Annotated in this window: 12 protein-coding genes; all 12 read left to right on the top strand. The window is 41.6% G+C overall.

All coding sequences use genetic code 11. From position 1 onward, the window contains the following. Positions 1–24: 24 nt before the first annotated feature. The 12 genes from CE058_RS19055 (at position 25) to CE058_RS19000 (ending at position 11,836) form a co-directional block, all read left to right on the top strand. Positions 25–678 (top strand): GntR family transcriptional regulator, encoded by a 654-nt coding sequence (locus CE058_RS19055; RefSeq protein WP_048011248.1) that lies wholly within the window; start codon positions 25–27, stop codon positions 676–678. A gap of 164 nt (positions 679–842) precedes the next feature. Beyond that, the gene (locus CE058_RS19050) at positions 843–2,063 is read left to right on the top strand and encodes a CaiB/BaiF CoA transferase family protein (protein WP_163144761.1); all 1,221 of its coding nucleotides are present in this window, start codon (positions 843–845) and stop codon (positions 2,061–2,063) included. Positions 2,064–2,081: 18 nt separating this feature from the next. Beyond that, positions 2,082–2,903, top strand: a complete 822-nt coding sequence (locus tag CE058_RS19045) for an enoyl-CoA hydratase-related protein (protein ID WP_048011246.1) — start codon at positions 2,082–2,084, stop codon at positions 2,901–2,903. Between the two features lie 109 nt (positions 2,904–3,012). Beyond that, positions 3,013–4,002 (top strand): tripartite tricarboxylate transporter substrate binding protein, encoded by a 990-nt coding sequence (locus tag CE058_RS19040; protein ID WP_048011245.1) that lies wholly within the window; start codon positions 3,013–3,015, stop codon positions 4,000–4,002. Between the two features lie 63 nt (positions 4,003–4,065). After that, a complete protein-coding gene (locus CE058_RS19035) occupies positions 4,066–4,575 on the top strand; it encodes a tripartite tricarboxylate transporter TctB family protein (protein ID WP_048011244.1) in 510 nt (169 codons plus the stop codon). Positions 4,576–4,606: 31 nt separating this feature from the next. Further along, the gene (locus CE058_RS19030; protein WP_048011243.1) at positions 4,607–6,118 is read left to right on the top strand and encodes a tripartite tricarboxylate transporter permease; all 1,512 of its coding nucleotides are present in this window, start codon (positions 4,607–4,609) and stop codon (positions 6,116–6,118) included. Between the two features lie 21 nt (positions 6,119–6,139). After that, on the top strand, positions 6,140–6,676 hold the full coding sequence (locus CE058_RS19025) for a gamma carbonic anhydrase family protein (RefSeq protein ID WP_053071393.1): 537 nt from the start codon (positions 6,140–6,142) through the stop codon (positions 6,674–6,676). Positions 6,677–6,822: 146 nt separating this feature from the next. Next, a complete protein-coding gene (locus tag CE058_RS19020; RefSeq protein ID WP_048011242.1) occupies positions 6,823–7,653 on the top strand; it encodes an ABC transporter ATP-binding protein in 831 nt (276 codons plus the stop codon). Positions 7,654–7,676: 23 nt separating this feature from the next. After that, the gene (larA, locus tag CE058_RS19015; protein WP_048011241.1) at positions 7,677–8,951 is read left to right on the top strand and encodes a nickel-dependent lactate racemase; all 1,275 of its coding nucleotides are present in this window, start codon (positions 7,677–7,679) and stop codon (positions 8,949–8,951) included. Between the two features lie 37 nt (positions 8,952–8,988). Beyond that, positions 8,989–9,183 (top strand): hypothetical protein, encoded by a 195-nt coding sequence (locus CE058_RS19010; RefSeq protein WP_048011240.1) that lies wholly within the window; start codon positions 8,989–8,991, stop codon positions 9,181–9,183. A 338-nt stretch (positions 9,184–9,521) separates the two neighbouring features. Further along, the gene (locus tag CE058_RS19005) at positions 9,522–10,508 is read left to right on the top strand and encodes a Gfo/Idh/MocA family protein (RefSeq protein WP_048011239.1); all 987 of its coding nucleotides are present in this window, start codon (positions 9,522–9,524) and stop codon (positions 10,506–10,508) included. Positions 10,509–10,771: 263 nt separating this feature from the next. Further along, positions 10,772–11,836 carry a M14 family zinc carboxypeptidase gene (locus CE058_RS19000; protein WP_048011238.1) on the top strand — a complete coding sequence of 355 codons (1,065 nt, stop codon included), beginning with the start codon at positions 10,772–10,774 and terminating at the stop codon, positions 11,834–11,836. Positions 11,837–12,041 lie beyond the last annotated feature (205 nt).

Genomic DNA, 12,041 nt, shown 5'->3' with positions numbered 1-12,041 from the left:
GAGTTAGAAAGGAGGAAAAGAATTATGGTGCAAAGCCTGCAATTTTCACAGCCGCTTTATCAGCAAATATATGACATTATCAAAAGTTCAATCCTGGCAGGTGAATTAAAACCAGGAGAGAAAGTCAATGTTTCACAGTTAGCAGAGAAGTATAACATCAGCCGGACCCCGTTAAGAGAAGCTCTGCGCCAGCTGCAAATTGAGGGGTTACTGGTCCAGGATCATCTGGGGCTAAGTGTCGTCAAGCTGGAAGAAACTGATTTTAAGGATTTATACGAATGCCGGCTGATGCTGGAGCCCAAAATCATGGGCCTAATTTTGAAAACGGTTGCAAATGAGGAATTGGAGGCGATTGAGAAGGTACTCTTGAATGCAGAGAGCGCATTTAAAGAGGGAAATCTTCTGCAATTATTAGAGCTTAATGCACAATTCCATGATTGGCTTTTGGAAGCCAGTCCGAATAAACGGGCATTACACTTGCTTCAGCAGGTACGTTCATTTCTATTGCTTTACCGGGCCAATATCCTGAAAAATAATGAGCATAACAGAGAGATCCTTAAGGAACATCGCCAAATCCTTAATGCTCTAAAAGCTCGCGACGAGGCAGCGGTTATACAAAACGTGGAAAATCATCTTCGGAATGATTTGGAACGTGGAACCAATATGATTCGTGAATAAAAAAAAGGGGAACATCTCCACTCGCCAAAATAGAAATGTTCCACCCTTAATAAATAAATCGACCTTAATTATACCATATAAAGATAACAATTGTATAGAAATGAACAACTGCCGGTATGATCGGGCTCGCTTCTGACACACAAATTTTAGATGGGGTGTTTGAAATGGGACCTTTACAAGGAATGAAAGTCCTTGATGCTTCTCAAATAATGGCTGGGCCATATTGTACGATGGTTTTAGCTGATTTAGGCGCAGATGTAATGAAAGTTGAAAAAGTTAACGGCGGTGATGACTCCCGGCAAATGGGACCTTATGTGAATGGGGAATCCACTTGTTTCTTTCAAATTAACCGAAACAAACAAAGCATTGCCCTTAATCTTAAAAATGAAGAAGGCAAGGAGATTTTCTACAAGCTCGCAAAGGAAGCGGATGTAGTTGTAGAAAACTACCGTCCCGGGGTGACTAAATCGCTCGGGATCGATTATGAAAGCTTAAAGAAAATCAATCCTGGTCTTGTCTATTGTTCAATATCAGGCTATGGACAGACTGGTCCATATTCTCATAAAGGCGGTTTCGATCTTGTTGCCCAGGGGATGACAGGCTTAATGAGCATGACAGGGGAAAAAGGGATGAGGCCAATGAAATCAGGCATTGCAGTTTATGATATTGGTGCAGGCATCACAGCTGCATACTCTATTCTTGCTGCCTATATTCATAAAATGAAAACAGGTGATGGACAGCATTTGGATATCGCTCTTGCTGAAATTGGATTGCCTTGGTTTACATGGGAAGCAGGTGCCTATTTTGCAGAAGGGACGATTCCGCAGGCAACTGGCTGGCGCCATAGAGTTTCCGCTCCCTATCAGGCTGTTAAAACAAAATCAGGTTATATGATGCTCGGATGCGCAAATCAAAGAACATGGGAAAGGTTTTGCACAGAGGTTGTCGAAAGGCCTGAATGGATTACTGATCCGCGATATGAAACAAACTTATTAAGAAATAAGCATGTTATTGAACTCGAAGAGGATATTGAAGATGTATTAATGCTTCACGAAACAAAGTTTTGGATCGATCGCTGCGAAAAAGCAGGAGTTCCTGCCGGGCCAATCAATAATTTTGCGGAAGCTGTGCAGGATCCTCACTATCAGGAAAGAGGGATGATCGAAGAAGTGGAGCATCCTGTTATTGGAAAAATGAAAATGATTGGCATACCAACTAAATTCTCTAAAACACCAGGTAAAGTAAGAACTGCCTCTCCGCTTTTCGGACAGGATACCGCGGCCGTGCTGAAAAACCTGGGCTACGATCAGGAATATATTGCAAAGCTTTCAGAATCAGGTGCGGTGAAAGTTTTGGAAGAAAGCAATTTATTGAAGAAAAATTAAGAGAAAGGTTGAGAAATAATGTCTAAAAACCTTGAAGCAATAAATGATGAAAAAACTTGCCGCGATCCGGTTTTTTTGGAAAGAGCAGGAGAAATCGCTTACATTTGCTTTAACCGTCCGGAAAAACGGAATGCCCTAAGCTTTGATATTTGGACGAAAATTCCTGAACTAATAGAAGAATGTGAACTCGACTCCAAAATAAAAGTGATCATCTTTAAAGGGGAAGGATCAGTTGCCTTTTCTGCAGGAGCAGATATCAGTGAATTTAAGACGCTTAGATATACCGCTGAAGGTGCCGAAAAATACAACGAAGCTACAATGGTAGCAGAAAAAGCCATAATGAATGCCTCCAAGCCAACTATTGCCATGATTCAAGGATTTTGTGTAGGTGGAGGCTGCGAAATTGCTGTTGCCTGTGATTTCAGATTCTCAGATGAGAATGGGAAGTTTGGCATTACCCCTGCGAAGCTCGGTCTTGTATACAATACACCAGGAACCAAAAATGTTGTAGACCTATTAGGACCATCTAAAGCAAAGGATATTCTTTTTACCGGACGATTGCTGGATACTGAAGAAGCTTTTCGGATCGGCCTGATTGACCGGATTATCCCGGCGGTTTCCATTAAAGAAGAAACTCTGGCGTATGCTGAGTTAATTTGCAAGAATGCTCAAGCCTCAGTCAGAGGATCCAAGAAAATTATAAATGAAGTACTGTCAGGGGCCGAGGAGGATTCACCCGAAGCATCAAAGCTTATCATCGAATCCTTCCTCTCGGACGATTATAAAGAAGGTGTCCATTCTTTCCTGGAAAAACGGAAACCAAATTTCAAATATTCATAGAAAAGCAACCCTTTACTTTCTGTGAGGTGCATCAAGTCATAAGGGCGGCGTAAGACATTTATTGAGGAACTACCATTGTTTCCTACTAATAAAAAAGGACGGAGAATAAATGAAATTTAACAAGTTCTCACTATTATCGCTGCTAATCATACTGCTTTTGGTCCTGCAAGGCTGCAGTTCCGGGACTAGTGCAAAATCAGATTCAAAGAATGGCGCAGGCAATTATCCCGAAAGAGATATTGAAATCGTTGTTGGATGGGGTGCTGGAGGAGGTACAGATACCTTTGCCCGTTCAATCGCCAAAGAAATGAGCGATACATTAGGTGTTAACATTAATGTGGTCAATTTACCTGGTGCCTCCGGTGCAAATGCAGGAGACCATACAGCCAGACAGCCTGCAGATGGTTATACGATCTGGGCGATTTCATCTAACTATCCCATTAACGTTGCACGTAATACCACTCCGCATGATTTGAGCAAATATACAGCGATTGGAAGGGTTCAGCAGGATACCATGTCCCTTCAAGTTCTTAAAGGAAAAAAATTCACTGACTATGAAGATTTTATAAAACAGGCTAAAGATAACCCAGGCAAAATATCTGTAGGAGGCACTGGGGCTGTAGGCTTTGATGAATTAGTCCTCCGACAATTTGAAGAAAAGGCCGGAATCAAGCTTAATTATATTTCCTATGAAGATGCCGGTGAAATGCATGCAGCCCTGTTAGGCGGACATATTGATGGCATGCTAGAAGAAATCGGTCCAAGCATTGCCCAAATTGAAGACGGATCCGTTGAGATGCTCCTGGCATTCACAGACAAGAAATTGGAAGGTTTCGAAGAGACTCCGATTTCAACTGAAGAAGGAATTGATCTGACGGATGGACAGGAACGAGGATTGCTGGTGCACGCCGACACACCTGATGAAATCGTTGAGGCTCTCCAGAAGGCATTGGAGAAAGCGAAAGACAGTGAAGAGTATAAGAAGTATGAGAAAGACAGTTATCTTCATTTACGTGACGGCTGGCTGAGCGGGGAGGACTTCAAAAAGAATCTTGAGAAGAACATTAAAACGTACCAATCAATTGTTGAAGGCCTATAGTATAACAAGTCATCGGGAGAATGCTTTCTCTCGATGATTTTATAAAAGTCAGGGGGGTAAAAGATGCTTCTGGAACGTAATCTTTCGATCATAATGATTGTATTTTCTTCTTTTTTTCTGGTCATGTCCTTACAAATTGAAAATAGGACAGGAAATATTATTGCACCGGGAACCTGGCCTGCTGCTCTTATGATATTAATGCTCATTTTATCTGTCTTCTTATTGATTAGGACATTTAAGAACAAAAATAGTCAGAATTTACAGAATAAAGGGCCGGAAAGTGATGCAAGTGAAGCGGATGAGGAAAAACTGGTTTACCCAAAAAGGTTTATCCTGTTGTTGGGGACTTTAGCCATCTATACATTCATTCTGGGATATGTTGGTTTTATTGCTGCTACTATTCTCGGGATTTTTGTTCTGGCATTTCTCTTTGGCATGAAGAGCTGGGTGCGTGCACTTTTAACTGGCATATTATCAACAGCCGGGTCTATTGTATTATTCCCTATTCTGTTGAACTTGCCCTTCCCAAGGGGAGTAGGAATTTTCCAGATGTTCAGTTTGCTGTTTTATTAATAGCCAATTCTAATAAAAGAGGTGAAACACATTGATTGAAGGACTTTTCGGCGGTTTTGGGAATCTTTTTGAACCATTCAATATGTTCGTATTATTGGTCGGTGTCCTGCTTGGATTTATTGGCGGAGGTATACCGGGAATAAGCGGAACCATGCTGGTCATAATTCTTCTGCCGGTTAGCTATGCGATGGACCCGACAGCTGCCTTCTTGCTGTTAACTTCCATATATGCTACCTCGGTATTTTCCGGTTCCATCAGCGCCATTTTATTCCGGACCCCTGGGACACCTGAAGCTGTGGCCACCATATTTGACGGATATCCCATGGCCAGAAAAGGGGAAGGGGGAAAAGCACTCGGTATATCCATATTCAGCTCTGCTACTGGAGGTGTATTTGGAACTATTGTCTTAATTTTTTTAACACCTCTTCTCGCATCTTTTGCGCTTAAGTTCTCTTCTCCCGAGTACTTTGCTCTGGCGCTTATGGGGCTTACCGTTGTGGCTTCGCTGAGTGCTGGAAATCTTGTAAAAGGGTTCATTGGCGTTTCATTTGGTTTATTTATCGCTACGATCGGAATCGATACAATGACAGGGGTTCCGCGATTTACCTTCGGCTCAGGCCAATTAATGTCAGGAATAGATTTCATTCCTGTCCTGATAGGATTATTCGCCATTTCTGAAGTATTGCGACGGGTTCAGCAAGTCCACAAGGTGAATTCAAAACAAAAAGTAAGGTCTGAGCTGCCAAACTGGAATGTTATGAAACGAATTTCAGGTGTCATTGGCCGTTCATCATTATTAGGTGTATTCATCGGAATATTGCCGGGTATTGGTGCAACGACTGCTGCCATGCTCAGCTACAGTGAAGCTGCACGCTGGTCAAAAAATTCCAAGGAATTTGGAACTGGCATTCCAGAGGGGATTGCAGCACCTGAATCAGCCAATAATGCAGCTGCTATGGGCGCCATGGTTCCATTGCTGTCTCTTGGTATCCCTGGGAGTGCTACAACCGCCATCTTGCTGGGTGCTTTTATTCTTCACGGAATACAGCCAGGACCTCTAATGTTCTCGACGCAGGGATCCTTGATTTACACAATTTTAATGGGACTTCTTGTCGCCAATCTATTAATCATTGTTATTGCAAAACCGTTTATATCTGTCTTCTCTAAGATTCTCCAGGTTCCATATACAGTGATTGGCCCGTTAATTGTGCTCTTTTGTATTGTGGGAACCTTTGCTGTTCGAAACTCCATCTTTGATGTTGGCATGATGCTTCTGTTTGGCATTATTGGCTACTACTTGGAAAATGCTAAATTCCCTTTGGCTCCAATTGTTTTAGGAGTGGTACTTGGCCCGATTGCTGAAGATCAATTTAGAAGAGCGATGCAAATGTCCAACAATGATATTTCGATCTTCTTCACAAGGCCTATCGCACTAACCTTTATCATCCTGTCAATCATCAGTATTTTGTACCCGCTTCTAAATAAATGGATTAAGAACAGGAAAAACCGATTAAATAACTCCGGCAATACAATCGCCTCATAAATAGAATAGGAGATGTTCTAATTGATATATGATTTTGAAGGCATGACGCCTGCTGTCCATGAATCGGTATTTTTAGCACCAAATACGTATGTGATTGGAAATGTTAAGCTGGAAGCTGATGTATCCATATGGTTCAATACAGTACTTAGAGGGGATAATGACTCTATTAAAATCGGAAGCGGTACAAATGTTCAGGAGGGAACCATGATTCATGTTGATGAAGGATATCCCGTCAGCATAGGCAAAAACGTAACGATCGGACATAACTGTGTTATTCATGGGTGCACAATTGACGATGGAGCTCTTATAGGCATGGGAGCCATTGTCTTAAACGGAGCACATATTAAAGAAGGTGCTGTTGTCGCCGCTGGTGCTGTTGTAGGAGAAAATAAAGTAATCGAAAAAAATACACTTGCTGCGGGTGTCCCTGCAAAGCCATTAAAACCAGTTAATGAGGAACTGAAAGTACGCATCATGGAAGGGGCAAAATTTTACCAGAAAAACGGGGTAAAATTCCGCCGAAACGGCATCGTTTCTGAGCTCACCAGCTCTGTTTAGACAGATAATTCGCTGAAATCTGAAAATATTGAGCTGAGACACAGGATTTCCTTCATCCCTTATGGAAATCAATTTATAGTGTCTTCAGCTCTCTTTTGATTTAAGAACATTAGATAGATTCATTTTATAACAAAAGGAGAATCATGATGAGTCATATACAATGCAGCAGTGTCATCTCTCTGGATCAAATTATCTGGAAAAGAAATGGAAAGAAAATTCTGGATCATGTATCCTGGGATGTACAAAAAGGGGAGCATTGGGCCCTCCTAGGATTAAACGGATCTGGAAAAACAACAATTCTTAATATGATTACCGGCTATAAATGGCCTAACGGGGGACATGTTTCGGTATTGGGAAATGTCTTCGGCAAAACCAATATTCCTGATCTTAGAAGGTCTATTGGATGGGTCAGCACCTCCCTGGATGATAAATTTCAGTTCCGTCCTGCTGATACGGCGCTTGAGATTGTATTAAGCGGTAAATTTGCATCTATTGGTTTGTACGAGGACATTACGCAGCATGATTTAGATCACGCAAAAGACTTAATGAAGCAATTTGGCATCAGCCATGTAGAAAACCAGACACTTACATCGCTTTCACAGGGCGAGAAACGAAAGGCAATGATTGCGAGGGCGCTAATGTCTTCACCGCGGCTACTAATTTTGGATGAACCATGTAATGGACTTGACATATTTTCCAAAGAAGAATTGCTGGCATCTATTGAAAAGATGATGGCCATTCCAGATGGTCCTACCATCATATATGTGACCCATCATATTGAAGAAATTGTTCCATCCATTTCCCATGTAATGCTTCTGAAGTCCGGAAAAGTTGTTGCACAAGGAGAGAAAAAAACAATCGTTACAGACAGCAGACTGGAAGAAACATTTTGTGTTCCTTTGTATGTGGAGTGGGAAAATAGCCGTCCCTGGATTCGCGTAAAATCATCGCAATCAATCATAGGCGCAGGCAAGTAATCAGCATAAGGAGGAAATATACCTTGGAAATCAAATTGGCATATGGGAAAGAAGGACTTCTTGTCAATCTTCCCGATCATACAGCAGTCATAGAACCTGTCCATATTCCTGGCCTGGATGACGAAAAGCAAAAAGCATTTGAAGCCATGAGGAATCCAATTGGGACAAAGCCATTAAAAGAAATGGTGAAAAGCACGGATACTGTTTCGATTGTCATTAGCGATATGACAAGACCCACCCCAAATCATAAGCTGGTTCCATGGATTATGGAGGAGTTAAAGCATGTTCCGGCAGAGCAATTTATCATCATTAATGGCACTGGCAGCCACCGTGATAACACGAGAGAAGAGCTTATTCAAATGCTTGGAGAGGACATTGTAAACCAAGTCCGGGTCATTAATAATAATGCATTTGACCAATCCACTCAGACCTACTTGGGGACAACCTCGTATGGGGGTGAGGTTTACCTTAATAAGGAATATTGCCAAAGTGATTTTAAAATTGTTACAGGATTTATTGAACCGCACTTTTTTGCAGGGTTCAGCGGAGGACCAAAGGGAATCATGCCTGGAATAGCCGGGATAGATACAATTATGCATTTTCATAATGCCAAAATGATTGGAGATAAAGACAGTACATGGGGAAAAATTGAAGGCAACCCGGTTCAGGGAGAAGCTACAGAAGCAGCTCTTATGGCAAAACCGGATTTTATGCTGAATGTAACTCTTAACGGGGACAAAGAAATTACAAACTTTTTTGCAGGCGATGTCATTTTGGCGCACAGAACTGGTTGTGAATATGTCAGAGAACATTCGATGGTGGCGTGTGAAGAGCCATTCGATATAGTTATTACAAGCAACAGCGGATATCCTTTAGACCAGAATCTGTATCAGGCTGTTAAGGGAATGAGCGCTGCTCAGAAAATCGTGAAAAAAGGCGGTGCCATTATTTGCGCGTCAGAATGCAGTGACGGCCTGCCGAACCATGGCAATTACGCAGAAATACTAAAAATGAAAGCAACACCGCAAGAAATATTAGACATGATCGAGGATCCCGTTTTTTCCATTTTTGATCAATGGCAAGTACAAAAACAGGCAATCATTCAGGTATGGGCTGACGTATATGTATATTCAAGCCTGACCAATGAAGACGTTAAAAATGCCATGTTCCTTCCTTCTTCCTCTATCGAAAATACAGTGGAAGACCTGCAGCAAAAGCACGGAAGAGATTTAAAGATTGCTGTTATGCCTCTTGGGCCATTAACCATCCCATACATTAAGGAATCTGTTAAAAGCTGAATTTGTAAAATTATTAAACAAACCTAGGGGAGACAAAATGATTCTAATTGCAGATGGTTTTGAAAGAGCAAAACTGAAAGACATCTTTTATTCGCTCATCCAAATAAAAGAATATCATCATTCAGCTATTAGTTATCGTATTAATGAACGAAATATAATATTTCAAGCAGAAGAAAATCAGGACGAGCAGCTGGATGATGAATGGGTGCAGGGCTTATTATTGGACGGCTAATGTGCAGGCAACTGTGAAGAACTCTTGGCTGCGACCTCAATTAATCATCACCATTCAATAAAATTGTAAAGTTTTCTTCATGAGGCTCCACTCACGGTTTTAAAGGAGAACTTACGATTAGATTCGCTGGAGCTGTCATTTACAAATGAACCCTGCGAAATAAAATGGGCTTCATTAATACTGTAAATTCACTGAATATGATTCAATTAATCAAATACATAGAGTAACAATGGAAGTCTGGGAAAATACAGACTTCCTTTTTTAGGCCTTGCTTTTTTTTTCATTTTCCTTAAGAATGATAGAATAATAATCCCATTTTATACACTGGAGGAATAGAATTGGTTCGTTTCGGTATAGTAGGCACTAACTGGATTACAGAAAGATTTTTAAAAGCAGCACTGCAGGCTGAAGATTTTCAGTTGACAGCTGTTTATTCCCGCACTGAGGAAAAAGCAAAAGAATTTGCAGGCAAATATGGTGTGAAGAGGACTTTTACTGATTTACAGACGATGGCCGCAAGCGGCGAAATCGACGCTGTTTATATTGCAAGCCCGAATTCCCTGCATGCAGAGCAGGCTATTATTTTTATGAAACACAAGGTTCATGTTTTATGCGAAAAGCCGATCGCCTCGAATACAAAGGAATTGCAGACGATGATCGCTGCAGCAAGGGAAAACAACGTTCTTCTTATGGAAGCCTTAAAGTCTACCTTAATGCCTAATTTTTTGGCCGTAAAAGAAAACCTTCATAAAATCGGACAGGTTCGCAGGTATTTTGCAAGCTTTTGCCAGTATTCTTCCCGCTATGATGCATACAGGCAGGGAACGGTGCTGAATGCATTCAATCCCGAATTTTCGAATGGTTCATTAATGGATATCGGAATTTACTGCATTTATCCGCTTGTCGCTTTATTCGGCAAACCGGAGGAAATTAAAGCTGCAGGCCATACACTGGATTCCGGGGTCGATGGGGAAGGAAGCATGGTCCTTAAATATTCCGGCATGGATGCGGTCATTATGTTCAGCAAAATCACCAATTCAAGCCTTCCTGCAGAAATCCAGGGAGAAGAAGGCAATATTGTGATAGATAAAATAAGTGCACCTGAAAAAGTTACACTGCATTACCGCAGTGGAGAAAGTGAAGATCTCACACAGGATCAATTAAGCGATTCCATGTATTACGAAGCGAAAGAATTCATCAGACTGATTAAGTCCGGAAAAACCGAATCAGAAGTGAACTCGTTTGCAGCCTCAATGACTACGATGGAAATTTTGGATGAAGCCCGCAGGCAAATGGGTGTGTTTTATCCGGCTGACCAAAAATAACGGGAAGGATCGAACAGCAGCTGTTCGATCCTTTTAGTGCTTTTTACACTTTATCGAAAAGGTAATATTTTGAAATTATCTCTTAATTGGTAAATTTGGATTAATTTCACAGAAGATCAGGCTTCTAAACTACTCTATTTATACTTATTTCGCTATACGAAATTTGTCTAAAGAATAGGTAGCTTACTCTATTAACACTCTGTTACCTCTCTACTAGAATTAATAGTGTAAGATAAATGATTAATTCTGGGGGATTGAAATTTATGACATTGAAGAAAAAAGTTCTATCAGTATCACTGACAGGTTTGATGGCTTTAGGCGCTGTTACAGCAGTTGGTATGCCTGCAGGTGCCGTAGGGAATGGGCCTGGCACAGGAAATGGATCCATTCAGACTTCCATTCTGCATACATATGCCAGTTTAACAGATTATTTGAAAACACAGGATGCCAAGCAGGAGGCTATGCAGCTTGAAGTCATCGGCCAGACGGTAAAAGGCCGTGATATTCACATGGCAAAATACATATCCAATCCTGACAATCCAACGGTTCTATTTCTGACTCAGCAGCATGGGAATGAGCAGCTGACAACTGAGGGAGCCCTGGAGTTTATCAAGCACCTTGGCACCGGCAAAACAAGCGGAGTCCTTAAAGATGTCAACATTCTCGTCATCCCGATGCTTAACGCAGATGGAGCAATGGGGGATGTGGACTTCTCACTTGATGATTATCTTGCCGATGGTGATCGCCATTTAACCCGCTATAATGCCAATCGTGTGGATTTGAATCGGGAACATGCTAAAGAAACAAGCGAAATGGAGCCGGAAGCGCGTGCTCTCCATGAAAACGTGTTCAAGAAATACAATATCGATTACATGATTGATCTTCATCATCAGGGCACATTAAGTGAAACTGAAGGAAAGCTTGTGTCAGGAAGCATTCTGTATCCGACAAACAGCAATGTAAAGCCTGAGGTTCTTGAAAAATCCAAAAAGCTTGGATCAATTGTGTTTAACTCGCTTCACCATACTGGCTGGGGCCATATTGGAAAATATGTCGGCGGCACAGGTGAAAACATTGGCCGGAACGGCGCTGCTGTCCGCTACGACATTTCCACGCTTCTATTTGAAATGCGCGGAATGTCCGACCACAATTATGAGCCATACGCCCTTGGACAAAAGAGCAACGGCTATCTCATCAAACAGACAATCACAACGCTTGATGCGACAGTAAGAGCAATAGCAGACGGTTCAATCAATTCTGCTGACACCAGCTTCTGGGATACACTGCCTGAACAGACAACAAGGCAAAACGAAGAAGCGGACGAATAAAAGTAATGCACCTCCGGTAGTTGCCGGGGGTGTTTTTTATGCTAAAAAACCTAAGCGTCAAAGGCTGGATGCCATATCTCTCGACAAAGCAATAGCAACCAGTGTCAACCTAAATCATCTCTATTAAAAGGTAAAAGAAGCTGCATCGATCCGCATGTTAGACACCACATTTTCAGCAAAAGGTAAAAGAAGCTGCATCAATCCG

The organism is Bacillus sp. 22-7 (assembly GCF_010628845.1).
In the GTDB taxonomy this organism is placed as follows: Bacteria; Bacillota; Bacilli; order Bacillales; family Cytobacillaceae; genus Cytobacillus; species Cytobacillus firmus_B.
The sequence above is the reverse complement of the archived record's forward strand: the minus strand, read 5'-3'. Positions and strand labels throughout refer to the sequence as shown.

What these genes read in the sequence shown, in the direction of transcription:
- CE058_RS19020 (WP_048011242.1), top strand. Translation starts at nt 6,823, where the DNA reads ATGAGTCATATACAATGCAGCAGTGTCATCTCTCTGGATCAAATTATC.
- CE058_RS19045 (WP_048011246.1), top strand. Translation starts at nt 2,082, where the DNA reads ATGTCTAAAAACCTTGAAGCAATAAATGATGAAAAAACTTGCCGCGAT.
- CE058_RS19035 (WP_048011244.1), top strand. Translation starts at nt 4,066, where the DNA reads ATGCTTCTGGAACGTAATCTTTCGATCATAATGATTGTATTTTCTTCT.
- CE058_RS19050 (WP_163144761.1), top strand. Translation starts at nt 843, where the DNA reads ATGGGACCTTTACAAGGAATGAAAGTCCTTGATGCTTCTCAAATAATG.
- CE058_RS19000 (WP_048011238.1), top strand. Translation starts at nt 10,772, where the DNA reads ATGACATTGAAGAAAAAAGTTCTATCAGTATCACTGACAGGTTTGATG.
- CE058_RS19010 (WP_048011240.1), top strand. Translation starts at nt 8,989, where the DNA reads ATGATTCTAATTGCAGATGGTTTTGAAAGAGCAAAACTGAAAGACATC.
- CE058_RS19040 (WP_048011245.1), top strand. Translation starts at nt 3,013, where the DNA reads ATGAAATTTAACAAGTTCTCACTATTATCGCTGCTAATCATACTGCTT.
- CE058_RS19055 (WP_048011248.1), top strand. Translation starts at nt 25, where the DNA reads ATGGTGCAAAGCCTGCAATTTTCACAGCCGCTTTATCAGCAAATATAT.